The organism is Devosia sp. XGJD_8, from assembly GCF_046614475.1.
Lineage (GTDB): Bacteria > Pseudomonadota > Alphaproteobacteria > Rhizobiales > Devosiaceae > Devosia.
Map to the genome: position 1 here is coordinate 1,241,517 of NZ_JBKJHF010000001.1, position 24,714 is coordinate 1,266,230.

Annotated in this window: 21 protein-coding genes, 2 tRNA genes, 1 pseudogene and 1 riboswitch; of the genes and pseudogenes, 14 read left to right on the forward strand and 10 right to left on the reverse strand. The window is 63.7% G+C overall.

What is annotated here, in order from left to right:
• The first annotated feature begins 106 nt into the window (after nt 1-106).
• From ACLI1C_RS05825 to ACLI1C_RS05835, 3 genes are all read left to right on the forward strand, one after another.
• On the forward strand, nt 107-1,285 hold the full coding sequence (locus ACLI1C_RS05825) for a DUF898 family protein (RefSeq protein ID WP_411395923.1): 1,179 nt from the start codon (nt 107-109) through the stop codon (nt 1,283-1,285).
• On the forward strand, nt 1,285-2,436 hold the full coding sequence (locus tag ACLI1C_RS05830) for a M48 family metallopeptidase (RefSeq protein ID WP_411395924.1): 1,152 nt from the start codon (nt 1,285-1,287) through the stop codon (nt 2,434-2,436). The genes ACLI1C_RS05825 and ACLI1C_RS05830 overlap by 1 nt, the downstream gene beginning before the upstream one ends.
• A 74-nt stretch (nt 2,437-2,510) precedes the next feature.
• The gene (locus ACLI1C_RS05835) at nt 2,511-3,338 is read left to right on the forward strand and encodes a DUF1499 domain-containing protein (protein WP_411395925.1); all 828 of its coding nucleotides are present in this window, start codon (nt 2,511-2,513) and stop codon (nt 3,336-3,338) included.
• A 41-nt stretch (nt 3,339-3,379) separates the two neighbouring features.
• Here ACLI1C_RS05835 and ACLI1C_RS05840 read toward each other — a convergent pair whose 3' ends face one another.
• The gene (locus tag ACLI1C_RS05840) at nt 3,380-4,288 is read right to left on the reverse strand and encodes an MBL fold metallo-hydrolase (protein WP_411395926.1); all 909 of its coding nucleotides are present in this window, start codon (nt 4,286-4,288) and stop codon (nt 3,380-3,382) included.
• Nucleotides 4,289-4,383: 95 nt separating this feature from the next.
• On the opposite strand from ACLI1C_RS05840, the gene ACLI1C_RS05845 reads away from it, so the two are divergent.
• Together ACLI1C_RS05845 and ACLI1C_RS05850 are read left to right on the forward strand one after the other, a co-directional pair.
• Nucleotides 4,384-4,995: a biotin transporter BioY gene (locus ACLI1C_RS05845; protein ID WP_411395927.1), complete on the forward strand. Its 612-nt coding sequence runs from the start codon at nt 4,384-4,386 to the stop codon at nt 4,993-4,995.
• A 67-nt stretch (nt 4,996-5,062) separates the two neighbouring features.
• Nucleotides 5,063-5,776, forward strand: coding sequence for a spermidine synthase (locus ACLI1C_RS05850; protein ID WP_411395928.1), 714 nt, complete (start codon nt 5,063-5,065; stop codon nt 5,774-5,776).
• Here the strand turns inward: ACLI1C_RS05850 and gabD are convergent, their stop codons facing one another.
• The 3 genes from gabD to ACLI1C_RS05865 all read right to left on the reverse strand — a co-directional run bounded on the left by gabD (nt 5,777) and on the right by ACLI1C_RS05865 (nt 9,482).
• Nucleotides 5,777-7,240 carry an NADP-dependent succinate-semialdehyde dehydrogenase gene (gene gabD, locus ACLI1C_RS05855; RefSeq protein ID WP_411395929.1) on the reverse strand — a complete coding sequence of 488 codons (1,464 nt, stop codon included), beginning with the start codon at nt 7,238-7,240 and terminating at the stop codon, nt 5,777-5,779.
• Between the two features lie 255 nt (nt 7,241-7,495).
• The gene (locus tag ACLI1C_RS05860; protein ID WP_411395930.1) at nt 7,496-8,626 is read right to left on the reverse strand and encodes a Bug family tripartite tricarboxylate transporter substrate binding protein; all 1,131 of its coding nucleotides are present in this window, start codon (nt 8,624-8,626) and stop codon (nt 7,496-7,498) included.
• Nucleotides 8,613-9,482 carry an amidohydrolase family protein gene (locus ACLI1C_RS05865; RefSeq protein WP_411395931.1) on the reverse strand — a complete coding sequence of 290 codons (870 nt, stop codon included), beginning with the start codon at nt 9,480-9,482 and terminating at the stop codon, nt 8,613-8,615. The genes ACLI1C_RS05860 and ACLI1C_RS05865 overlap by 14 nt, the downstream gene beginning before the upstream one ends.
• Before the next feature lie 458 nt (nt 9,483-9,940).
• Between ACLI1C_RS05865 and ACLI1C_RS05870 the strand changes: the two genes are divergently transcribed.
• From ACLI1C_RS05870 to ACLI1C_RS05885, 4 genes are read left to right on the forward strand one after another with little or no spacing between them, the layout of a single operon-like run.
• Entirely contained in the window at nt 9,941-10,696 is a 756-nt protein-coding gene (locus ACLI1C_RS05870) for an SDR family oxidoreductase (RefSeq protein ID WP_411395932.1), read from the forward strand.
• Complete coding sequence (locus ACLI1C_RS05875) at nt 10,693-11,298, forward strand: glutathione S-transferase C-terminal domain-containing protein (protein ID WP_411395933.1); 606 nt, start codon at nt 10,693-10,695, stop codon at nt 11,296-11,298. Before ACLI1C_RS05870 ends, ACLI1C_RS05875 begins: the two co-directional genes overlap by 4 nt.
• A gap of 23 nt (nt 11,299-11,321) precedes the next feature.
• Nucleotides 11,322-11,786 (forward strand): carboxymuconolactone decarboxylase family protein, encoded by a 465-nt coding sequence (locus ACLI1C_RS05880; RefSeq protein WP_411398236.1) that lies wholly within the window; start codon nt 11,322-11,324, stop codon nt 11,784-11,786.
• Complete coding sequence (locus tag ACLI1C_RS05885) at nt 11,770-12,645, forward strand: sigma-70 family RNA polymerase sigma factor (RefSeq protein ID WP_411395934.1); 876 nt, start codon at nt 11,770-11,772, stop codon at nt 12,643-12,645. The genes ACLI1C_RS05880 and ACLI1C_RS05885 overlap by 17 nt, the downstream gene beginning before the upstream one ends.
• A gap of 116 nt (nt 12,646-12,761) precedes the next feature.
• On the opposite strand, the gene ACLI1C_RS05890 is transcribed toward ACLI1C_RS05885, so the two are convergent.
• From ACLI1C_RS05890 to ACLI1C_RS05910, 5 genes are read right to left on the reverse strand one after another with little or no spacing between them, the layout of a single operon-like run.
• Complete coding sequence (locus ACLI1C_RS05890) at nt 12,762-14,411, reverse strand: ABC transporter permease (protein ID WP_411395935.1); 1,650 nt, start codon at nt 14,409-14,411, stop codon at nt 12,762-12,764.
• A complete protein-coding gene (locus ACLI1C_RS05895) occupies nt 14,408-15,493 on the reverse strand; it encodes an ABC transporter ATP-binding protein (RefSeq protein WP_411395936.1) in 1,086 nt (361 codons plus the stop codon). Before ACLI1C_RS05895 ends, ACLI1C_RS05890 begins: the two co-directional genes overlap by 4 nt.
• 31 nt (nt 15,494-15,524) lie before the next feature.
• Nucleotides 15,525-16,553 (reverse strand): extracellular solute-binding protein, encoded by a 1,029-nt coding sequence (locus tag ACLI1C_RS05900; protein ID WP_411395937.1) that lies wholly within the window; start codon nt 16,551-16,553, stop codon nt 15,525-15,527.
• A 50-nt stretch (nt 16,554-16,603) separates the two neighbouring features.
• Complete coding sequence (locus tag ACLI1C_RS05905) at nt 16,604-18,244, reverse strand: ABC transporter permease (RefSeq protein ID WP_411395938.1); 1,641 nt, start codon at nt 18,242-18,244, stop codon at nt 16,604-16,606.
• A gap of 5 nt (nt 18,245-18,249) precedes the next feature.
• Entirely contained in the window at nt 18,250-19,305 is a 1,056-nt protein-coding gene (locus ACLI1C_RS05910; protein ID WP_411395939.1) for an ABC transporter ATP-binding protein, read from the reverse strand.
• Nucleotides 19,306-19,437: 132 nt separating this feature from the next.
• Between ACLI1C_RS05910 and ACLI1C_RS05915 the strand changes: the two genes are divergently transcribed.
• From ACLI1C_RS05915 to ACLI1C_RS05925, 3 genes are read left to right on the forward strand one after another with little or no spacing between them, the layout of a single operon-like run.
• On the forward strand, nt 19,438-20,430 hold the full coding sequence (locus tag ACLI1C_RS05915; RefSeq protein ID WP_411395940.1) for an extracellular solute-binding protein: 993 nt from the start codon (nt 19,438-19,440) through the stop codon (nt 20,428-20,430).
• Nucleotides 20,431-20,469: 39 nt separating this feature from the next.
• Nucleotides 20,470-21,486, forward strand: a complete 1,017-nt coding sequence (locus ACLI1C_RS05920; protein WP_411395941.1) for a hypothetical protein — start codon at nt 20,470-20,472, stop codon at nt 21,484-21,486.
• A complete protein-coding gene (locus ACLI1C_RS05925) occupies nt 21,483-22,301 on the forward strand; it encodes a DeoR/GlpR family DNA-binding transcription regulator (protein ID WP_411395942.1) in 819 nt (272 codons plus the stop codon). The genes ACLI1C_RS05920 and ACLI1C_RS05925 overlap by 4 nt, the downstream gene beginning before the upstream one ends.
• 355 nt (nt 22,302-22,656) lie before the next feature.
• On the opposite strand, the gene ACLI1C_RS05930 is transcribed toward ACLI1C_RS05925, so the two are convergent.
• Nucleotides 22,657-22,733 (reverse strand) — tRNA-Pro (locus ACLI1C_RS05930).
• A 178-nt stretch (nt 22,734-22,911) separates the two neighbouring features.
• On the opposite strand from ACLI1C_RS05930, the gene ACLI1C_RS05935 reads away from it, so the two are divergent.
• Together ACLI1C_RS05935 and ACLI1C_RS05940 are read left to right on the forward strand one after the other, a co-directional pair.
• A tRNA-Gln gene (locus ACLI1C_RS05935) sits at nt 22,912-22,986 on the forward strand.
• Nucleotides 22,987-23,310: 324 nt separating this feature from the next.
• Nucleotides 23,311-23,418, forward strand: a riboswitch (guanidine-I (ykkC/yxkD leader).
• A gap of 72 nt (nt 23,419-23,490) precedes the next feature.
• A pseudogene (locus ACLI1C_RS05940) lies at nt 23,491-24,561 on the forward strand (putative urea ABC transporter substrate-binding protein); the annotation flags it as partial.
• Nucleotides 24,562-24,714 lie beyond the last annotated feature (153 nt).

Genomic DNA, 24,714 nt, shown 5'->3' on the forward strand with positions numbered 1-24,714 from the left:
TCGACTGATGGCTCCCCCGCACCCTGCTTCCCAATTCTCCACGCCTCGCCTAGAAAACCATGATGTGAGGACTGCGATGGTCTGGGGTGGGACAGTGGAAAAGCCAGTGCCGGTAAAGTTCACCGGCACGCGGCGTGAGCTGGGCGGCATGCTGCTGCGCGGCTATCTGCTGCTGCTCCCGACCATTGGGCTCTACCGCTTCTGGCTGACCACCTGGAAGCGGCGCTTCTACTGGTCCCACACCGAGATCGCCGGCGATCCGCTGGAATATACCGGCCATGCCATGCAGCTGCTGCTCGGCTTCCTGATGGCGCTGGCCGTCTTCGTGCCGCTCTATGGCCTGTTCTTCTACCTCTCCACCCTGTCCTCGCAGGCGGCCATTGTCGGCTATGGCGGGGTCGGCGTGCTGCTGTGGTTTCTCACCGGCTATGCCATCTACCGGGCGCGCGACTTCCGGCTGTCGCGCACCCTGTGGCGCGGTATCCGCTGCGACCAGGGCGGCAGCGCCTGGAACTATGCCTTCCGGCGCTTCTTCTGGTCGCTGCTGGTGATCGTGACGGCGGGGCTGGCCTATCCTTTCATGAGCGCCAATCTCTGGGCCTATCGCTATCGCCACAGCTGGTATGGCGATCGGCAGTTCGGCTTTGTCGGGACCTGGCGGCAGCTCGCCCGGCCATTCTATCTGGCCTATGGCATCGTGGTTGTCATGGGGGCGATCGGCCTGGGCCTTGCCGCGCCCATTGGCGCGTTCGACAGCCCGCCAAACCCGGCCGGCTTCCCGCCGCTGCTGGTGGCCGCCCTGCTGATTGGCCTGGTGTTTCTCTACTACCGGTCACGCGAGTTGACGCAGATGTTCTCCTCGGTGCGGCTGGGCGGAGCCGCATTGACGGTCAAGGTGCGGGCGCGCGGTCTGGTCTGGCAACACGCTTTGTTCGGCCTGGGCCTGGTCGGCAGCTATATCGTCCTCGCCATCGGTGGCGTTGTCGTGCTGGGCATCGTCGCCGGCACTGCCTTTGCCGGCGGACAGTTCGACCTCGACATCTTCATGCAGCACATGCGGGGGAGCCTGATCACGCTTGTGGCCATCATCTTCGGCTACCTGCTGATCCTCGCGGCCTTCAGCCTCATGGTCGAGCTCTTCCTCGGCCTGGGCCTATGGACCCTGGTGGCACGCGGCGCCGCTATCTCCGGGCTTGATAGCCTCCGCACCGTACGGGCGCGCGATGAAGACAAGGCGCTGGCCGGCGAAGGCCTGGCCGATGCGCTCAATGTCGGAGCCTATTGATGGCGATAGCGGCGCGCTTTCACGACGGGCTGGTGGCCGAGGTAGAGGCCGTTGAGCTGGAATACCAAGCTACGGGCGCGGTCGGCATGCTGGTGATCCGGCGCAGCGGAGACGGCGCCGAGCTGGGCCGCTGGCCGGCCACTACGCTCTATGCCCTGCATGGCCGGCGCGACGAATTGCGACTGGGGGCCAATGGCCAGCCTGCCGGCGCCCGCGTCGTGGTCGAGGGGCAGCACGATGTGGCCCGGGTGCTGGCCACGCTGCCGGTCCTCACCGAAAAGCGGCGGCAGGAGACCGGCCGTCAGGTGCGGCTGGCGGTGACCGCGACGGTGGCCCTGGCCGCGGTCATTGCCGCCTACCTCTATGGCGTACCCCTGCTGGCCAGCCGCATTGTCGGCATGGTGCCGGCCGCCTGGGAGGCCAGCCTGGGCGAGACGGTGGCCGGCCAGATGGAAGCCAGCCTGGGCGAAAGCGGTGGCCTGCAGCTCTGCGATGCCAACCCCGACAGCCTCGCCAACCGCGCCATTGCCCGCTTCGGCGCAGAGGCCCTGGCCGGATCGGGCTCGCCATTCGATCTCGATATCCGCGTCGTCCGCTCCGACATTCCCAATGCCTTTGCTTTGCCGGGCGGGCAGGTCTTCTTCTTCTCCTCGCTGCTTGAGCAGGCCCGGACGCAGGACGAGTTTGCCGGTGTGCTGGCCCATGAAATCGGCCATGTGGCCTATCGGCACGGCATGGAGCAGCTGATCTCGACAGCAGGAACGGGCGCGCTGATCGGCTTCATCCTGGGCGACATGACAGGTCTTTCGGTCGCGGCGGGCCTGGGCGCCACCATGATCGATGCGCGCTTCTCGCGCGATGCCGAGCGGCAGGCCGACGCCTTTGCCGCGCAGGTGGCGCAGCGGCTCGATTTCAATCCGGCGGGCCTCGCCGACCTGATCAACCGCGTCGGCGCGGACGACGAATTCGCCCGTGCCCTGGCCTTGCTCAACACCCATCCGCTGACCGAGGACCGCAAGGCGGCGCTGGAAATCCTCAGCCAGCAGCGCCCCACCGGGCTCGAGCCGCCCTTCACCGCTGCCGAATGGCGCGCCATTCGCAGCATGTGCGGCGCGGCGCCCGCCGCAGAGCCCCGGACCAAGACCAAATGATCGCCTGGCAGGCAAATGTTCAAGTTCGCGCAACACCTTGCGGCTAATCTCCCCACGCATGTGAAGAGGCTGCTTTGCGCATACTGATCCGAACATCGAGATGGGCCATCTGGGCGCGCCGGCTGGGCAGCGTCGCGGTGCCGCTCGTCGTCATCTCGCTGCTGCTGCACCGGCTGCGCCTCATCACCAGCGATGTGTTTGTCGTGGCGGCGCTGGCATCCGGCCTTGTGGCGTTGCTGGCCGTGCTGATCGGGCTGATCGCGCTGGCGCGGCTGTGGCAGACCGGCGATCAGGGCTGGGGCAGGGCGCTGGCCGGCCTGCTGTTCGGGCTGATCAGTCTCGTGCCCTTCGGCTGGTATGCCAGCCTGATGCTGCGTTACCCGGCGGTGACCGATATCGCGACGGCCGATCGCGGATCGATGCCGCTGGTCTTCGAGCCCGGCACGGCCATGATGCCGCCACCCAAGACGCTGACCGCCCCTGAACTGGCGGTGGAATTCCCCAATGTCGAACGCCGCCTCTATCCGCTTGGCCTCGTGCCGACCTTTGCGGTGGTGCGCGATCTGGTCGAAGGCTGGGGCTGGGAGATCCGGCTGCTGCGCGAGCCGGGCACCGGCGTCGACGTCGGCCAGCTCAATGCCCAGGTCATGACCCTGGCCGGATGGCGCGAGGAAGTGGTGATCCGGGTGACCGGCAGCGATACCGACGCCGTCGTGGACATGCGGTCCGCCTCGCTCAATGCCCAGCACGATTTCGGCTCGAATGGGCGTCGCATCGAGACCTTTCTCGCTGCGCTCGACGATGCCGTCACCACCCTGCTGCGCGACAATCCCAGCGCCAACCAGCCGCTCGAGACGGTCCCGGAAGACGACGTCTCCCCGGATGTGCCGACGGCTGAATAGGCTTTCTGACCTCTCCCTCGAGGGAGAGGTGAAGAACTGCCCTACTTCATGATCCGCGTGCCGAACGGGCCACGACGGACGGTCAGCTGCCCCAGGCTTTCGAGATATTCGACATGGGCGGTAATGGTCATGCGGGCAGCCAGCCGCACCGGCAGCGGCTGGTCGGGATAGATGGCCGCCACCAGAGCCGCGATACTGCTGGCGCCGGCCTCGACTGCCGCAATCACCTGCCCATTGCGCAGCTGGCGATGCGCCCGCAAGGCGGTGGCATAGGCCCGGCCATCGGCAATCGGCCCGCCATGCGCCGGCAGGTAGCGGTGCTGGGGCAGGGCGATGACCTTGTCCAGCGATGCGAAATAATCGGCCATCGAACCATCGGGGACCGAGACCAGCGTCGAATTCCAGCCCATCACATGATCGCCGCTCAGCAGGTCGGACCCGATCGCGAAGGCCAGGTGATTGGCGCAATGGCCCGGCGTGCTGTGGACGCTGGCCGCCAAATCGCCGGCCGTGATGGATTCCCCATCGACCAGCGTGCGGTCGGGCACCAGGTCCCAGTCGCAGGAGCGGCGGATCGGATTGCGCTCGAATCGCCGCAGCGGTCGCGACAGCCGATGCCGGCCGCCGAACCAGAGCGGCGCATCCAGCGTCCGTCCCAGCCTGGCCGCCAATGCGCTGTGGTCGCGGTGGGTATGCGTCAGGATGATGGCCGCGACCGGCCTTCCGGCAATGGCACGCAGCAGGGCGGCCATGTGGGCCGCGTCGTCCGGGCCCGGATCGACCAGCGCAAGGCGCTCGTGCCCCAGTAGAAAGCTGTTGGTTCCGGTGAACGTATAGGCACTCGCATTGGGCGCGGTGATGCGGGTAATACCTTCCGCCAGCACGACCGGCTCGCCGGTCTGTGGTAGGAAGGTCCGGTCGAAGGACAGGGCGGGGGCGGGCGATGCCATTGCACTCACTTTGCCGAGAGACTAAGAAGTCGATACCTGAATGACAGTGCGGCCCGGGAGGGGACGCCGGTTCAGACAAGCATGGAAGGTATGAAATGGCCGTGACTTTGACCACGCCCAACACGCTCCTCGGCGTATTCCAGCCCAAGGGCGACGCTGCCAAACTGGCGGCCAACATCGCGACGGTCGTGCTCGGCACGCTGCTCATCACCATCTGCGCCAAGATCAACGTGCCGGTCTGGCCCGTGCCGGTGACGCTGCAGGGCTTTGCCATTGCCGCGCTGGCCGCTGCTTTCGGCATGCGCATCGGCGTTGCCACGGTGGCGCTCTACCTGCTCGAAGGCGCTTTCGGCCTGCCGGTCTTCGCCACCGGCGGCGGCCTTGCCTATCTCGCCGGCCCGACGGGCGGCTTCCTCATCGGCTTCCTGGGTCTGGCTGCCATTGTCGGCTATGCCGCCGATCGCGGCGCCTCGGGCAAGCCGCTGACCCTGTTTGCTGCCATGCTGGTGGGCGATGCCGTGCTCTTCGTACTGGGCTTTGCCTGGCTGCTGGTCATGGCCGGCCAGGCTGGCTGGATCGACCAGTCCAATGTCGTCGCCTCCGCCTTTGCCAAGGCCGTGCAGCCCTTCATCGTCTGGGACATCCTCAAGATGGCCCTGGCCGCACTGACGGTGACCGGCGCCTGGAACCTCTTCGCCAAGCGCTAAACCGCTTCCTTCCGGTCTATTCCCGAAAGCCGGCCCAATCGGCCGGCTTTCTTTTTTGCGAGACAGCATGGCGGTCAATCCCTGGCAATTGCTCGACACGGCCACCGTGCCCGGCGGCGAAGGCACGCTGCGCCTGATGAAGCGCGGCAGCGAATTCTCCATCATGGCCGGCTCGACCTCGTTGATGAACAGCCGCATGAGCGGCTCCGAAGAGGCGCTGGCGAGCCTGGCCTTTGCGCGCATCAGCCAGCAGAAACAGCCCCATATGCTGATCGGGGGCCTCGGCATGGGCTTCACGCTCCGCGCCGCCCTGGCCATCCTGCCGGCCGAGGCAAAGGTCACGGTCGCCGAACTGGTGCCCGCCGTGGTCGCCTGGGCGCGCGGCCCCATGGCCGAGGTATTTGGGACGAGCCTCTCCGACCCGCGCGTGACGATCCGCGAGGCCGATGTTGGTGCCCTGCTACACGGGGAAAAGCTCTATGACGCCATCCTGCTCGATGTCGACAACGGCCCCGAGGGGCTGACCCGCGACGCCAATGACCAGCTCTATACCGTCGCCGGATTGCGCCGCACCCTGCGGGCGCTGCGTGATGGCGGCGTGCTGGCCGTCTGGTCATCCCATACCAGCGCCCCCTTCACCAAGCGGCTGGCCATGGCGGGGTTTGACGTCGAGGAAGCCCGGGTCCGCGCCCGTGGCGCCAGTGGCGGCGAGCGCCACCATATCTGGGTGGCCGGAAAGAGTCGCACGGCTGCACCTCGCCAGGCCAGACCCCGCGCCTGATCAGGCGCCTATGCCGCCCAGGCAGACATATTTGAGCTCGATGAATTCCTCGATGCCGTAGCGCGAGCCTTCGCGGCCGAGGCCCGATGACTTGATACCGCCGAATGGCGCCTCGGCGGTGGAGATCAGGCCGGTATTGACCCCGACCATGCCATATTCGAGCGCTTCCGCGACGCGCCAGACGCGCGACAGGTCGCGGGCATAGAAGTAGGAGGCCAGACCAAACTCCGTATCATTGGCCTGTGCGATCACATCGGCTTCGTCGCTGAACCGGAACAGCGGCGCCACCGGGCCGAACGTCTCCTCCCGCGCGACGGCCATGTCCGCGGTCATCCCGGTCAGCACGGTCGGCTCGAAGAAGGTGCCGCCCAGGGCGTGGCGCTTGCCACCCAGGGCAATGGCACCCCCCTTGCTGAGCGCGTCCGCGATGTGTTCCTCGACCTTGGCGACGGCCTTGTCGTCAATCAGCGGCCCCAGCACCACGCCTTCGTCAAAGCCATTGCCGGTGCGCAGGCCGGACACGGCCTTGGCCAGCTTTTCGGCAAAGGCGTCGTAGACGGCGTCCTGCACATAGAGTCGATTGGCGCAGACGCAGGTCTGGCCATTGTTGCGGAACTTGGCGATCAGTGCGCCGTCGACCGCCGCGTCGAGATCGGCGTCGTCGAAGACGATGAAGGGCGCATTGCCGCCCAGTTCGAGACTCAGTTTCTTGATCGTGGGGGCGCATTGCCGGTAGAGCTCGGCGCCGACCTCGGTCGAGCCGGTAAAGGTCAGTTTGCGCACCAGCGGGTTGCTGGTCATCTCGCCGCCAATGGCACGGGCCGAGCCGGTGATGACGCTGAACAGCCCCGCCGGCAGCCCCGCGCGCTCGGCCAGCACTGCCAGGGCAATAGCCGAGAACGGCGTCTGGCTGGCCGGCTTGAGCACCATGGCGCAGCCGGCCGCCAGGGCCGGCCCCACCTTGCGGGTGATCATGGCATTGGGGAAATTCCACGGGGTGATCGCGGCCACGACGCCAATGGCCTGTTTCAGCACCATGATGCGCTTGTCCTTCTGGTGGCCGGGAATGATGTCGCCATTGATGCGGCGCGCTTCCTCGGCAAACCATTCGATGAAGCTGGCACCGTAGGTGATCTCGCCGCGCGCCTCGGCCAGCGGCTTGCCCTGTTCCGCCGTCAGGATCGATGCCAGATCGTCGCGATGGGCGATCATCAGGTCGAACCAGGCGCGCAACAGGTCGGAGCGCTGCTTGGCGGTGCGGGCCGCCCAGTCTTTCTGCGCTGCCTCGGCCGCCTCGATGGCGCGGCGCGTGGCCGACGCATCGAGATCAGGCACCTGGCCGATGACCTCGCCCGTGGCCGGATTGGTCACCGCGATGGTCTTGCCACCCGCCGCCTCGATCCATTCGCCGCCGATATAGGCCGCCTGCCGCACCAGCCCGCTGTCCTTGAGATTGGGCACCATCTGTATAACCTCACTCCATAAGCCGCGCCGCCACCCGTCACGGCCAAGACCGGAACTCTTCACACCGCCTTATGGTGTCGGCAAGTGGCGAGAATTTTCCGAACGCCCGCGGCGCATACCCGTCATCCGGCGCGCATTCGGCGGGCTATGGGAGTGTCGTCAAAAAGAGACGGCCCGGATTACCGGACCGTCGCCACATTTACGCGTGATGAAACTGCTGGGCCCAGCGTCCCGGAGTTGCAGTGATCTGGTGGGCTACTTCAGACCCATCTCGGCCAACAGGCCATCGTAGTGATGGTATTCCTGCTGCAGAGCCTCATTCGTCTCGAGCATCGTCATGAATTTCGGCGTGATATCGATGCGCGCAAACTTGTCCTGTACCTCCGGATCCTGGATTGCGGCATTGAGCGCGAGCTCGACCCGCGCCAACAGGTCCGGCGGGGTTCCCGCGGGCGCCATCAGCATTTGACGTCCCGTCCCGCGGACATCGGGGTAGCCCAATTCGGCCAGGCCCGGGACATCGGGAAATTCTGCCATGCGCTCAGCGCCTGGCAGCGCCAGCGGTGTCATTGTGCCCTGCCTGACCTGACCGATGGTGGATGCCTCCAGCATGAAATGGACGTCGCCGGACAGCACGGCCTGCACTACTTCACTCGCGCCCGAATAGGGGATGTGGGTGGCCTCGATACCAGCCGACGCCAGCAGGTCGGCGATCGCAATATGGCCGGTGGAACCGACGCCGACCGAGCCATAGTTCAGCTCGCCTGGATGGTCCTTGGCGTAGGCAACAAACGACTCGAAATTGCTCAGCTCGGCGATTTCTTTCGTTGCCGCAAGCATGCGTGGGGCTTCGCTGACATTTGCAATGGCAACCAGGTCATTGAGTGGGTCAAAGCCGACCTCGGACAGATGCGGCGAAGTGGTGATGATGGCATTGCCCGCGAGCAGCAGTGTTGCGCCATCGGGCGCGGCGCGTGCTGCTCGCTCGGCACCGATCGTGCCGCCACCGCCGCCGACATTTTCGACGATGAAGTTTGCGGCGAAACGCTTGGACAGTTCCTCGGCCACGATCCGGCCCACAAGGTCAGCGGCTCCCCCGGCCGCGTAGGGCACGATGACCGTTACCGTGTCCACGGGGTATTCTTCCTGGGCCAGGGCCGGCGACCCGACCATGACAACAGACGCCAGTATCCCACTGACAACCCCCAATAGTTTTTTCATGCTGCTCCTCCCGAAGCCTGGTTGGCAAAAACTGGGGAACTCATGGCAGGCGGGCAGGGCGACCGCATTGCAGAGTGCAGCGGATTTCGGCTGGCGGAACGCTTGATTGACCGCCTGTACGCCTGCTGCTGCCCATCCGCTGCCGAGGCGGTCATGCAAAGCCATAGAGGCGTTTCGGATTGTCCACGAGCACCTGCTGCATCTGAGCATCGGGAATGAGGTTGGAAATCAGATCCACGAGTTTGCCATCATCAGGCATCTCCCGGTCCAGAACCGGATGGGGCCAGTCGGTTCCCCACAATACCCTGTGCGGAGCGACGTCGAGGATGCCGTGAGCGATGGGCAAAACGTCGTGCCAGGGCGCACCGGTGAGTGAGTTCCGTTCGGCCCCCGATATCTTGCACCAGACGTTGTCTTTTTCGAGCAGGCGAAGAAGGATCTTCATTTCCGGTCCGTCGGCGTCCGACGCCGACAGGCGCCCCATATGGTCTATGACGACGGGCAGGGGCAGGGCACCCAGCCAGCTCGACAGATCCGGCAGCACCTCGGGATCGAAATGTACGACAAGGTGCCAGCCCAGGGCGGCAATGCGCTTGGCCAGCTGTGTGGCGGCGTCCCGGTCAGGGGCCGCCGAGAGCCTCGCCATGAAATTCAGCCGGGCGCCGCGCACGCCGCGCCGGTCGAGTTGGACCAATGCGGCCTGGTCGATGTCAGCCGGTACAATGCAGACGCCGCGCCGGTCAGCCGGGTTCAGCGCGATGGCGTCCAGCATGGCGCTGTTGTCGAAGCCATGGCAGCTGGCCTGGACATAGACGGCTTTCGAAATGCCCAGCAGGTCGTGCAGTGCCTGGAGGCGCTCAACGGGGGCGTCCTCGGGGGTGTAGGCGCGCGCCTGGCTGAAGGGGTATTTCGCAGCGGGTCCGAAGACATGGCAATGCGTGTCACAGGCCCCGTCCGGCAGTTTCAGGGCGGGACGCGACGGGCTGGGGTGCGGGGGCGGGCAATTGCGTTGCGCTTGCATCAACTCGATCCTTTGCTCTGGCGCCGCCCATGTATCGGCAAGGCGGAGGCCGGACTATTGCGCGGCGCGCCGATTCCGACCTGCGGAATGTGACTGCCATAGCGCGGCGCCACGCCGGAGTTCAGAACAGCTCGAGTGCAGGGAACTTCGGAACGAAAACGAGCAGCGAGCTCCCGCTTGAGGCCAGCTGTTGAGCCTCCACTTGTGAAAACGTCATGGACGGAACGTGTGCGCTCGCTCCACAACCCTGACCGTGACCGTCACCGCCGTCTCAGCTAATTGCCCCAAAGTGTCTTTGGCGTTCGCTTCCAGCAGGCACACCGGTACGTCTCCTTACCAGGCAGTTCGGCAGGCGACCTTGGCCGCTTCTGCTCAGTCGGAGAATAATTCCGGTTTGATGTCACGTTGGCGCACGCCATCTCGTCTTGTTCGTGAAGCATCCCACAGGAGCCACGAACATGAAGATCGTCGTCATTGGCGGAACCGGCCTGATCGGGTCGAAAACCGTCGCGAAACTGCGCGAGCGCGCTCATGAGGCATTCGCTGCCGCGCCCTCGACAGGGGTGGATACGATCACGGGTGAAGGACTGGACGCAGCCCTTGAAGGAACCTCGGTTGTCATCGACCTCGCCAACTCGCCCTCCTTCGAGGATGAGCCTGCAATGGAGTTCTTCCAGACCTCGGGCCGCAACTTGCTTGCCGCAGAGAAGAAGGCAGGCGTCGTCCACCACTTGGCTCTGTCAGTTGTGGGCACCGCGAGGCTGCAGGACAGCGGCTACTTCCGCGCCAAGCAGGCGCAGGAAGAACTGATCGAAGCCTCCGGCACGCCCTATACGATCATTCACTCCACGCAGTTCTTCGAATTCATGGGCGCCATCGCCCGCGCAGGGACCCAGGGCAACGAGGTCCGGCTGTCGTCGGCGCTGATCCAGCCGATCATCTCCGACGACGTAGCCGAAGCGGTAGCCGACATCGCGCTGGGCGCTCCGGTTAACGGGCTGGTCGAGATCGCCGGGCCAGACCGCGAACCGATGGACCGCATGGTCGCGCGCTTTCTGTCGGCCGCGCAGGATCCGCGGGTGGTCGTCACCGATCCTGCATCGCCCTATTTCGGCGTCGTGCTTGAAGAGACCTCGCTCGTGCCTGCGGGCAAGGCCAGGTTTGGCGCGACCACGTTCGACGCCTTCCTTGGTCGCGGAGACCTGCGTACATGAGCCGGTTGAAGCTCTACTACGCGCCGGGCGCCTGTAGCCTCGCCGACCACATCGCCCTGCACGAAGCGGGTGCACCTTTCGACATCGAGCGCGTTGATATCCGCACTCACACCAACGAGAGCGGCGTCGACTTCAGGACCATCAGTGCCAAGGGTTATGTTCCGGCGCTGATCCTTGCGGACGGCCAGTTGCTGACAGAGAACATCGCCGTGCTCGACCATCTGGCAGCGCTCCATCCACAGCTTGCGCCTGCCGGCGCGCTGGGCCGCACCCGAATGCTCGAAGCGCTCGCGACGATCTCCACCGAACTGCATCGGGCCTTCAAGCCCATGTGGCATGGCGGCTCCGAGCGCGAACGCGCGCAGGCCAATGAGACGGTGACCGGCCTCTTGGTCCTGCTCTCGGCGGGCATGAAGGGCACTTTCCTGTTCGGCAAGGACCCGACGGTCGCCGACTTCTACCTGTTCGTCATGCTGCTGTGGGCCGAGCGCTTCGACGTGGAGGTTCCCGAACCGATGGCCGAACTGCGCACGAAGATGCGCGAGCGGCCCGCCGTAGCTGCTGCCATGGCAGCCGAAGGCCTCGCTGGCCTCAAAGTCTGAGAAGTTTTACACTGGAGATCATGATGATACCGCGAATTGTCGACCCGTTTTCCAAGGCCACTGCAGGGATCAAGGGCATGTATGCCGTTGAGGCAGCCATTGCAGGGAACCTGGACAAGACACTCTTGCACCTCGTCAAGCTGCGCGCCTCGCAAATAAATGGCTGCGCCTTCTGCCTGCATATGCATGCCACCGCCGCCCGAGCAGACGGCGAGACCGAGATGCGCATCTACCTGCTCGACGCGTGGCGTGAATCCACCTTGTACTCGGCGCGCGAGCGCGCCGCGCTCGCCTGGACGGAAGCGCTGACCGACGTCGCCCGCAACGGAGCGTCCGACACAGACTATGAGCTCGTAGAGGCCTCCTTCGACGAAACGGAAAGGGTCTACCTGACCCTGGCAATTGGCGCGATCAACCTGTGGAACAGGCTGCAGGTGGGTCTCCGCGCCGTCCATCCACCCGAGGAAAGCAATGGGCAGGCTGCCTGAAGCAACTCGCCTGTTCGAGGCGCAGCGACCACGGCTGCTGCGCCTCGCCTACCGGATGCTGAGTTCGGTCGCCGAGGCACAGGACGTCGTGCAGGACGCCTGGCTGCGCTGGCAGCGCGCGGACGTGTCCGAAGTTCAGAATGCGCCGGCGTTTCTGACCCGTATCGTCACCCGGCTATGCCTCGACGCCATGAAGTCGGCCCGCGCCCAGCGCGAGACGTATATCGGCAGCTGGTTGCCGGACCCGCTGCCCGAGCCAGACGACGATCTGAGGGCCGACAATCTCACCCTGACGCTCATGCTGGCATTGGAGCGGCTGTCGCCGCTCGAACGCGCCGCCTTCCTGCTGCACGATGTGTTTGACACGCCGATGGACGAGATCGCCGCGACGCTCGACCGCGATGTCGTGACCGTGCGGCAACTGGCATCCCGCGCCCGCCGCAACGTGCAGGCCGACAAGCCTCGCTATCCTGTTGCCCGCGACGATGGCGAGCGGATCGCCCTGGCCTTCCTCGACGCGACAAGGACGGGCGATATCGGCACGCTCCGGACGATCCTTGCCGAAGGGGTCAGGATCGTTTCGGATGGTGGCGGCAAGGTGCTGGCCTTCCCGAACGCCATTGTTGGCCTCGACAAGGCACTCCGTCTCTACGAGGGGCTCTTCCGGAAGTACGGCGATACCGAGAGCCTGGTGAGACGGGTCTGGATCGACGGTCTGCCGGGCTATGTCAGCCTGTATAACGGCACATTGCAGACAACCTCGTTCGAGATCGAGGAAGGTCTTGTCACCGCCATCTACAAGATCCGGAACCCGGACAAGCTCGCGCATATTTCCGCGCAGATCGGCGCCACACACTAGATGGCCTCGCATTGACTGGGCGGTGCGACGTGTCCAACCTGTCAGAAATTCGCTGACATCTTCAGCAGCCTGGGCCCTCGCTACGACCGGCCGATCTCCACGGTCGGTCGTAGCAATCAAAGGCGGATCTCTCTGCTGCCGCCGGACAGGCGCATCAGCAGGAACAAGGACAGCATGGTCAGGATGAGCAGGATGGTGGATAGCGCTGCGGCCGTTCCCAACTGCCCACGGATGACCTGAGCATAGATGCCAAGCGAAAGCGTCTGGGTCGACGTGTTATAGAGAAACAGCGTCGTGCTGAGTTCGGTGATGATGGTGACCCAGCTCAGCACCGCGCCCGATACGATGCCGGGTGCCAGTGCCGGCACGATGACCTGCACCAGCGTGCGGAACTTGGACGCCCCCAGGCTCACAGCCGCTTCCTCGATACTGGGGCTGAACTGATACATCAGCGCTGTTGTGGAGCGTACCGAATAGGGCAGCCGACGGATGGCCAGGGCCAGCACCATGACCGCAAATGTTCCCGTCAACACCAGCGGCGGCTGGCTGAAGGCGGTGATCAGCGCGATGCCGATGATCAGCCCGGGCACCACATAGGGCACCATGGTCATGGTATCGAGCGCCCCTGTCAGCGCGCCCTTGCGGCGAACCGTAAGATAGGACACCAGCACCGCCACGATGACCAGCAGTACCAGCGCCGTCAGGCCGATGCTGAAGGTGTTGGTGATGTAGCGAATGATGTCGCGCTGCGCCGTGAGGTAGTTGCGGAACGAGAATCCGTCGACGAACTGGCCATAAAGCGTGTTGCGGAACGAGCTGACCACCACGACGACGAGCGGCGCCAGGGCCAGCACCAGGAAGCCATAGACATAGGCGTAGACGCCCCAGCCTTTCCATCCGGTAAGGGGGCTGGGTTCGATCGGCCGCATCGCCGTCATCGAGAAGGTGCGGCGATCGACGATGAATTTTTGTACCAGGAACACGCCCAGCGTCACCGCAATGACGATCACCGCCACGGCGGCGGCAAAGCTGCGGTCGACACTGACTTCTCCAACAAAGGAGCTGTAGATCAACACCGGAATCGTGCGGAATCCTTGCCCGATCAGCATGGGCGTACCGAAGTCGGCAAAGGCGCGCACGAAGACCAACAGGCTTCCGCCCAGGATCGTGGGCAGCAGCAAGGGCATGATGACCTTGAGGGCCCGGCGCCAGCCGGTCATGCCCATGCTTTCCGCCGCCTCGAGCAGCGAGACGTCGATGGTGCGCCAGGCGCCCATCAGGTAGGTGAAGATCAGCGGCACCAGTTGTAGCGTCAGCACCAGCACGATGCCGGTAAAGCCATAGATGCTGGGGACTTCGAGCCCGACATCTTTGAACCAGCGGGTAATGAGCCCGTTATTGCCCAGCATCAGGATCCACGAATAGGCGCCGATAAAGGGTGGTGACATCATCGAGGCGAGGATCAGCACCTGGATCGTGCGCGTGCCAGGAATGCGGAACAGCGTCATGAAATAGGCGAGCGGGAAGGCGATGACGAAAGCCAGCACCGTCACGCAGATCGTCACGAGGAGGCTGTTGAGCAGCGTGCCGTAATAGAGCCGCGACGAGAAAAATGTCGCGAAGCCATCGAGCGAAAAGCCCTCGCCATTGGTGACGCTGGCCAACAGCACCGTGACCAGTGGCCAGACCACCATGAAGAGATAGCCGCCCGTCAGCAGCAGTGCGATCGAGGTCCATCCATCAACGGGTTTGCCACCGATTTTCAAACCGCTGCTCCCGCCATGATCGACACGCCGCTCGCCGCATCAAAAAAGGTCAGGAGGTTCGTATCGACATGGAGGAACACCTTTTCACCGCGCTGCCACAGGACGGAACGTTGCGAGAATTCGAGGAACTCGACGATATCGCCGCTGACCAGCTGCGCCCGGACCTGGGAGTGTGACCCGAGGAAGGTTTCATCCACGACTTCGGCGGCCAGGCCGGTGCTTGCGGCCTTGACGGCCTCCGGGCGCACCGAGACCTGTACCCGGCCGCTGGCTGATGGATTGATCATGTCCGCCACGTCGATAAGCTGACCGCTGCCCAGGTCAATCAGTGCCCTGCCATCCTGCCGGACGAGGTCGCGTTCGAGCAGATTGGTCTTGCCGATGAATTCGGCCACGAAACGATTGGCGGGGCGGCGATAAATCTCGGCAGGGGTGCCGACCTGCTGCACGACACCCAGATTCATCACCGCGATCCGGTCGGAAACGGCCATGGCCTCTTCCTGGTCATGGGTGACATAGACCGTGGTGATGCCGGCATCGCGCTGCGCCTGGCGGATCGTGTCGCGCATTTCGACGCGCAGCTTGGCGTCAAGATTGGACAGCGGTTCATCCATCAGCAACAGCGCCGGCTGGATCACCAGCGCACGCGCCAGGGCGACGCGTTGCTGCTGGCCACCCGACATCTGACCGGGCAGGCGATCCTTGAGGTGCCCCATGCGCACCGACTCGAGCGCTTCGGCAACACGGCGCTCGGCCTCGGCCCGCGCGATCTTGTGTGTTTGCAGGCCAAAGCCGACGTTTTTTGCCGCGGTCATCTGCGGAAAGAGCGCATAGTTCTGGAACACCATGCCGATATTGCGCTCCGAGGCCGGGCGGTCATTGATGACCGTGCCATCGAAAGAGATCGTTCCGGCTTCAATGGAATTGAAGCCGGCGATCATGCGCAACAGCGTGGTCTTGCCGCAGCCCGAAGGCCCGAGCAGGGTAAAAAACTCACCATCCTCGATCTCGAGGGTAAGATCGAGGATGGCAACCTGCCCGGCATATTCCTTGCGGAGCGCCTGAAGCGCTATACGGGTCATAGCGCTTCTCCAGTTTGGTCGGTTGTCACGATCAGGAACGGGCCTCGAGGATCGCCCGATACTTCTCGACGATCGCTTCGCGGTTTGCAGCGACATAGGCGCCGTCTTCCTGCACGGTCGGGATGTCGGCCAGCGCAGGCAGGCCTGGCTTGACTATGCCTTCGCGCAGCGGACGACCGGCGGTCTGTTCGGCGATGATCGTCTGGCCCTCTTCGGATATGACGAAGTCGATAAAGGCTTCGGCTGCCGGCTGGTTGGGTCCACCCTTGATGATCTGGACCGTTGCAGGCAGGAAGGCCGCGCCTTCGGCAGGATAGACAATCTCGACCGGAGAGCCGCTCAGCACGAAGTTCAGCGACAGCGGCTCATAGGTCAGGCCGACGATATATTCGCCATTGGCAACGTCTGCCGCCACCTGGCTGGACGAGCCGATCGAGATGCCATCGAGCTGCTCGACCAGCGCGGTGACATAGTCCCAGCCGGCCTGCGCTTCATAATCGCCGCCAACAGCCTTGAGCATGTTGGTGAGCTGGGCAAAGGCCGAGGACGATCCGGTGGGGTCGCCATAGGCGATCTTGCCCTTGAGCTCAGGCTGCAGCAGATCGGCATAGCTGGTGATCTCTATGCCGGCTTCGGCCAATGCCTCGGTATTGACCAGCAGGTTAGAGCCGTCCGCCTGGTATGGCGTGAAGGCACCCGTGGTGTTCTTGCCCGCTTCGACCATGCCGGCATCTTCTGGCGAGACATATTCCTGCCAGAGCTCGGCATTGACGGCGGCCTGGGCAGCCCCGCCACCAAACATCACGTCGCCCTGCGGATTGCCCGCTTCGCTGCGGATACGCGAATAGAGCTCGCCCGTGCCGGCGGTGATGAGCTGGACGGTTACGCCCGTGCTTTCTTCAAACACCGGGATCAGGCTCTGCAACATGCCTTCCTCGTTGGGCGTATAGACCACCAGCGTCGTGCCGGAAATCTCCTGGCCCTGCGCACTGGCAAGGGCGACAAGCGACACGGCGGTAGCGAAAAAGGCGGTAGCGGTAATCTTGGTCAGGCTAGGCATGGCGTTCCTCCGGATTTGGACTGTTCGTCTTGAATGGTTGAATGGGCTCCTCACAACAAAGCCTGCTCGTTGCGGCCCATGAAGCGGAAGGCGATGTAGACTGCGCAGCCGCTGAGCAGCAGCAGGATGGTCGAGAGCGCCGCGGCCACCCCGAAATCGCCGTCGAGGATCAGCAGGTAGATGCGCACCGGCATGGTCATGGTGCTCCCGACATAGAGCACCAGCGACGACGATAGCTCGTTGATTGCCGTAACAAAGCTCAGCATGCCGCCCGCGATGATGCCCGGCACGATCAGCGGCACGGTGATGCGCAGGAACGCCTGGAACGGGCTGTAGCCCAGTGAGATTGCCGCCTCTTCCATGCTGGGCGAAATCTGTCGCAGCGACGATGCCGTGGTGCGCACCGTGTAGGGCAGGCGCCGGATGAAGATCGACAGGATGATGATGGTCGCCGTGCCGGTCAGCACGATCGGGCCGGTATTGAAGGCGGCGATGAAGGCAATGCCGATGACGATGCCCGGCATGACATAGGGCACCATGAATGCGCCATCGAGCAGCGCCGTGTTGAAGTTGGTGCGCCGGGCGACCAGCACGCCAACCACCGTACCCACGATCACGATCAGCGCTACTGCCGCCATCGAAAAGGTCAGCGAATTGCGCACCACATCGCCCAGTCCAAACAGGATGCGCTCATAGCTCTGCAGCGCAAAGCCATCCTGGAACACGGGGCCGCTGGTCTTGCGGAAGGAATAGATGACCGAGATAATGACCGGCAGCGCGCCGCACAGGCCGATGAAGTAGACGGCAAAATGGGCCAGCACATTCCGCCAGCCCTTGAGCTGGATACGGAGCGGCTTGTTGATCATGTTGCCGTGGTAGACGTTCCGGCGCGACACGTAGCGCTGCAGCATGACGAAGACCATCGATACCAGGATCAGCACGACGCTGATCGTGGTGGCCATCGACATGTTGGAGCCCACTTCGGCCGAATAGAGCGTGAAGGCTTCGGTCGCCAGCACATTATAGCCACGTCCGAGCAGGCGCGGCGTGCCGAAATCGGCAATGGCCTGGATCAGCGCCAGCAGGCCGCCGGCGGTGAGTGCTGGAAACACCATGGGGAACGAGATCTTCATCGTCCGCTGCCAGGGCGTCAGCCCCAGGCCCTCGGCGGCCTCTTCGAGCGAGCGGTTCACATTGCTCAGCGCCCCCGAGACCATCAGGTAGACGTATGGATAGAACTTGAGCGAGAAGACGATGAGAATGCCGCCCACGCCATAGATAGGCGGCATGTTGATGCCCATGTCGCGCAGAAACCCGCGCACCACGCCACCGGCACCGAACAGCACGATCCACGAATAGGCGCCGATAAACGGCGGCGATACCAAAGCGAGAATGGCCAGCAGCGACACGAACTTGCCGCCGCGTATGACGAAGCGCGACACGCAGAAAGCCATGATGGAGCCCAGCAGCAGCGCGCCAAACAGCCCGCCGAAACCGACAACCAGAGTATTGAAGAACGCCTGGTGAAATCGCGGTTCGCCGAGGAATTTGAGGTAGTTGGCGATCGTGGCATTGCCCTGCTGGTCGTAGAAGCTGGCCGTCAGAACAGAGCCGACCGGGATAAACAGCAGCACGAACAGCATCAGCCAGGTGAGGATCATCACCACGGTCCAGAAGTTGAGGCGCGGCATGGCGCTCACCCTCCGATACGGATGTTGTCGGCGCCAAAGGCCATAAGCGCCTCGCGCGGCACCAGTACACTCACCTGCTCGCCCGGCTGGTGTGTCAGGGTCATGCCCGGATTGGCAATTTGCACGACCACAAGGCCCGCCGGTGTTTCCACCTGCACATGCGCTTCGCGACCCAGATAGGTGAATTTGGCGATGGTGCCCTCAAGCGTCGCAGCGCCACCAGTGTCGCCGCCGCGCGCCGCCAGCCCTAGCCGCTCCGGACGCGCGGTCCACGCCGTTGCTCCCGGCAGGCTCAGGCCCAACTGGCTCAGCATGGCATCAAGGGCCGCTCCCGGCGCGAACGTATTGAGGGTCCCGACGAACTCGGCGACGAAGCGGGTCTGCGGATCGCCATAGATTTCGGGCGGCGTGCCGACCTGTTCGATCCGGCCGGCGTTCATCACGCAGATGCGGTCGGAAATGGCCAGCGCCTCTTCCTGGTCATGCGTCACATAGATGGTCGCAATATCGACCTGCTTCTGGATATCGCGGATTTCCTCTCGCAGCTCGATGCGCAGCTTTGCATCGAGGTTGGACAGCGGCTCATCCATCAGCAACAGGCGCGGCTTGATAACCATGGCGCGGGCGAGCCCGATGCGCTGCTGCTGCCCGCCGGACATGGCCGCCGGCAGACGATCCGCCATGGCCCCGAGACGAACTGCATCGAGCGCCTGCGTGACACGGGTCTTGATCTCGGCGGCCGGCACTTTGCGCGGCTTGAGCCCGAAAGCAACATTTTCAAAGACGCTGAGGTGAGGGAACACCGCATAGTCCTGGAACACCATGCCGATATCGCGCTGGTGCGGCGGCACGATGCGCAGGTTGGCGCCATCGAGAGTGATGTCACCCGAGGTCAGGTCATTGAAGCCGGCGATCGAGCGCAGCAATGTTGTCTTGCCGCAGCCGCTGGGGCCCAGCAGGGTAAAAAACTCCCCGCGCTCCACGGCAACTGACACCCCGTTCAGCGCCATGAACTCGGGCCCAAAACGCTTCATCGCATTGCTGACGGTTAGGTAACTCACGCCGATCCCCCAGACATCTTCGTCACAGAACCGTCACATATGACACCGACAAACTTTCGTATTGCAACATTTATTCGCGTAGTTCACGATCATTTCGACCCCAATTGATCATATTCGAACTGGAGGATTCTGATGGTCATTCGCAAACGTACATTTCTGGCGCTGTCTGTCGCGGCGCTCATTGGCTCCACGAGCATGTCGTCGATCGCCTTTGCCCAGGACGGATCGGTGGTGATCTACACCGCCCACAAGTCGTCCATCGTCGACACGCTGCTGCCCATTTTCGAGCAGGAAACCGGCCTCAAGGCCGAGGTGGTCAAGCTCGGCTCGGGTGACATCGCCAAGCGCGTGCAGGCCGAGTCCGGCGCTCCCGCCGCCGACGTCATCTGGTCCATTTCGGGCAGCCAGCTCACCGAGCTCAAGGACCTGCTCGAGCCCTATACCCCACCCGAGGCCGACCAGATCGATCCGCAATTCGTCAAGGACGATGCCTGGACGCCTTATACCGCCGTGGTCTACGTGCTCGCGGTCAATACCGACTTGCAGCCGCTCGACACGGCACCCAAGACCTGGGCCGAACTTGCCGATCCTAAATGGGCTGGCCAGATCGCCAGTGCCCGCGCCGATGGTTCGGGTTCGGCCATGCAGCAGCTACAGACCGTCCTCACCGTCTTCGGTGACGAAGGCTGGGCCAAATACGCAGAAATGGCCAAGAACTTTGTGTTTGCCGATTCCTCGGGCGCTGTTCCGCGTTTCGTGGCCGATGGCGAAACTTCGATGGGCCTGACGCTGGAAGACAATGCACTGGAATATGTCCAGGGCGGCGCGCCGATCTCCATCGTGCACCTGTCCGACGGCACTGCCGCAACGCCGGATGGTGTCGCCCTCGTCAAGGGCAGCCCGAATCCGGAAGGCGGCAAGGCCTTTATCGACTGGGCCATGTCCAAGTCCACCCAGGAAAAGCTGGCCATGGATATCGGCCGTCGCTCGGTACGTCTCGATGTTGCCGGTCCTGCCGGCACGCCGAACCTGGCCGACCTCACCCTGGTCGATGTCAAGCCACTGAGCGATTTCGGCGGTGCCGAAGCCGTTCTCGCAGAATGGCGGACTGCCATCGGCGAATAAGCGGGCCGTTCACTACAGCCAGACTAGAGACAGGACCAAATGAGGCAACTTGAAGCCTTTTCGCTGGGCAAGAAGTTCGGCCATCCCGAGACCAACGAAGACAGCCTCGTGGTCATGCCAAACCTGGGTTACGCCGTCATCGACGGCGTAACCGACCGCAACGGAACGCGCTATGACGGCATGTTGTCAGGCCAATTTGCCTCGCGCACCGTCAAGCGTGCCATCGAGATATTCCTGCTCGCGCAGGGCGATCCGAGCCAGCCCGACCTGCAGTTTCAGGGCGGCGAGCACTTCATCGACTATCTCGGCAGGTCCATTCATGCCGGCTATGTCGCCCACGATGCACTTGCCGCAGTGGAAGCGGACTGGAAGCTGCGCGGTGGCTGCACCGTCATGGCCGCCATGCTGATTGGAGATCGGCTCGAAGTCGTCGCCGTGGGTGATAGCGGCATCCGCATCAATGGCCACGATACCCTGCAGGTGCTCAAGCCGCTCGACGATGTCACCGCCATACTGCGCCGGGAAACCTGGCACTATTTCGAGGCGCTTGGCAGCTCGACCGCCGATTGCGATCGCTACGCCACGTCATTGACCTGGCAGGGCACCCACAACCAGCCGGAAGGCAGTGCCACTGCGGACCCGGACCTGCTGGCCACCATAGAAGGCCGGGTGCTGGAAGCCTGTCGCAACCATCTGCCCGGCGTTCCCGACAACGAATTGCTGGACCTTATCCAGCACGGCATTGCGCATGGCCAGGGCAATTTCCAGAATGTCACCGAGCCGGTGCTGGGCTATGGCGGCATTGACGGCTTCCTGGTGCCGCCCCGTTTCATCGAAACCCGCAGCTATGATCTGGCAGAAGTGGAAACGATCGAGCTATTCTCCGACGGTTACTTCAAACCGGGCGAGGGATTCGGTGTGGCGGCCTGGGAAGCGGCTTTCCAGGAGGTCGAAACCGAAGACTACCACAAGATCGGCCGCTATATGAGCACCAAGGGTACAACGGATACGCAGCTCACTGATGACCGGAGCTATCTGGGCGTGAGGCTGAAATGAGCGGCGACGTCGCTCCGAGTTTGCGCTCCGCATCATCCGTCACGCCTGCCGAAAACGGCCGTGCCCGTGACCGCCGCCAAGCCATCCTCGGGGCCGTGCGCGCGAATGGCGCAGCATCGGTGGCCGAACTCGCGGCCCGGTTCGACGTGACCTACCAGACCATCCGGCGCGACCTGCGTGCCCTTGAGCTGCAGGGACTGCTGCAAAAGGGGTTTGGCGGCGCCTTTGCCTCTCCTGGTGTCGCCCATCATACCCATGACGAACGTCATGCCAGCCAGCTCTCGGTGAAGCGCCGGCTGGTGCAGGCGCTCGAGGAATTCCTCCTGCCCGGCGCTACCATCTTTGTCGGGCTTGGCACGACATTTGATTCCCTCCATGAGATTCTGGCGCGTCATCCGGGCGTACTTATCGCCACCCCCAATCTCGAGGTCGCACACTCCTGTGCGCTCAAGACCGACGCCACCGTTTATGTCTATGGCGGTTACGTCCGCAACAAGGACTCCTCGGTCCTGACGCTTGGCGATGACAGCCGGCAGCGCTTCAAGTTCGATATTGCGGTCATCGGTGCGAGCGCCATCGACCGCGAGGGCACGGTGCAGGAGTTCGATCCGATGGAGGTCGATCTGGTACGCTCCATCCTGCCCCATGCCAGGCAAGTCATCCTGGTCGCCCATGATGACAAGTTCGAGCGTCGCGCACCCCATGTCGTGACCCAGATGGCCGATGTTGACGTCCTGATCACCAACGGCGACCCGCTGCAGCGTTTCGACGACGCCGCAACGCTTGCCTCGACCCGGGTGATCGCGCTCGACTAAGCCCTGACGGCGGTTTCGAGCGGAGTTGGAGAACCTGGACTGCCGAGCTCGGCGATTTCAGTCATGAAAATTTGCCCGCGGGAAGTCTGGGTCTCGTGGGTTCCAGAGCACGACTCGGCCTCTGACAGTCAACCACACACTCGTCGCGACCGCCAGTGGATCTCGCTACGATGCGCCCGCTCGATCGCCGGTTGGCGGACATCTGCTTTCAGGTACTGGCCGGCCTTATCTGAACGGCCGAAATGGCACGCCAAGCTGCCACGCCTGCGGCAGGTCCATCGCCGCTGGAAGCGCAGTTTTCCTTCAGCCCTGTCGGTGTAAAAAAACCCCGACGTCCTGAGACGCCGGGGTTGATTGGTCGGAGTAGAGTGATTCGAACACTCGACCCCCTGCTCCCGAAGCAGGTGCGCTACCAGGCTGCGCTATACTCCGTCAGGAAGGCGACACGGGGTTTGGTGGCGGCGCCGCATTTTCATGCGATCGCTGCCCGTCGCGATGGGGCGGGTTATAGCCGCGCTTGCCATCCCGTTCAAGCGTCTCGCAGCGGCTTTTTGCGGGGTCAGCGGTCGTGTTGCGCAGCACTTCCAAACCGTGTAGGAACCGCGCCAGTTGGGGCGTCGCCAAGCGGTAAGGCACCGGTTTTTGGTACCGGCATTCCCAGGTTCGAATCCTGGCGCCCCAGCCAGTCCCCTCATCATCACCATGTGCCCCCGCTGCCGTGCCGGTCGCGTCTGCCTGATAAATGATCAGGCCACGCCGCCTTGCATACATGGCAGCTGCAGAATCGACACCCCCCACCAAAAACACGGCGAACCAAGCCCATCCGCACCGCAAAAGCGCCCCGAAATCCACGATTTCGCGGACCGCCCGCGTCCCGGCTCCCTGCCCAAATTTTAGCCGAACCGCATCGCCTTGCTCAGATATTGCGCAGGCGTGCTGGAGCTTCCTATCCGTAAGCCATTGATTCCACTCACTTTTCCAATTGGCACGCCGCTTGCTCCTTCTGAACCGAGTAAGGAGCTAGGGTTCCGGCGCTGCACGGCGCGTCTGGTCCGAGAGCTGCCACCAGCCGGGAGACATCCGGCCGGACGCACGGCGGGACAAAAGCCCGGGAGACCTCGATAGCCAAGGGATTGGCGCGATGGTTTCTGCCCAATCCCTTTTTGTGAGAACGCAAAGGGGAATTGAGATGACGTTTCTGACCAGGATTGCAACCGTAGCCGCCCTCTCGATGGCCCTCGCCACCGGCACATCCAGCCTGGCGCTGGCCCAGGCCAAGACCGATTTCAAGGTCGCCTGGTCGATCTATGTCGGCTGGATGCCCTGGGGCTACGCCGCCGACGCCGGCATCGTCCAGAAATGGGCCGACCAGTATGGCATCACCATCGAGGTCACCCAGTTCAACGACTATGTGGAATCAATCAATCAATACACCGCCGGCGCCTATGACGCGGTGACGCTGACCAATATGGATGGCCTCTCCATCCCCTCCGCCGGTGGCGTCGATACCACCGCCGTAGTCATTGGCGATTTCTCGGCCGGCAATGACGCGGTCATCCTCAAGGGCGCCGGCGACCTGGCGTCGATCAAGGGCCAATCGGTCAACCTCGTCGAATTCTCGGTGTCGCACTACCTGCTCGCCCGGGCGCTCGAAAGCGTCGGCATGACCGAGCGTGATGTCAGCGTCGTCAATACCTCCGATCCCGACATGGTCGGTGCCTTCCAGACCGCCGATGTCACCGCCATGGTCACCTGGAACCCGATGGTTTCGGAAATTCTGGCGCTCCCCGACGCCACCAAGGTCTTCGACAGCGCCCAGATCCCCGGCGAGATCATCGACATGATGGTCGCCAATACCGAGGTGCTCGAGGCCAATCCCGATTTCGGCAAGGCGCTGGTCGGCATCTGGTATGACACCATGGCGATCATGACGGCAGATACGCCCGAAGGCGCCGCCGCGCGCGAGGCCATGGGCGCCGCCTCGGGCACCGACCAGGCGGGCTTTGAAGCGCAACTCGCCGCCACCAAGCTCTTCCCCACCGCCGCCGAGGCCGTAACCTTCACCACCTCGCCCGATCTCGCCACCACCATGGACAAGGTGCGCACCTTCCTCTTCGACAAGGGCCTGCTCGGAAGCGGCGCCCCCTCGGCCGACGTCATCGGCATCGAACTGCCCGACGGCACCGTGCTGGGCGACAGCGCCAATGTGAAGCTGCGCTTCACGGCCGAATACATGCAGATGGCGGCTGACCGGGCGCTGAAGCCCCCTCATCCGGCGCTACGCGCCACCTTCTCCCACGAGGGGAGAAGGGCCCGCCTGAGGCCTCCCGGTTCCATCCCCTTCTCCCCGCCGTGGGAGAAGGTGCCCGAAGGGCGGATGAGGGGCTTCGAAGGTCACCAACCGTCCGAGCAA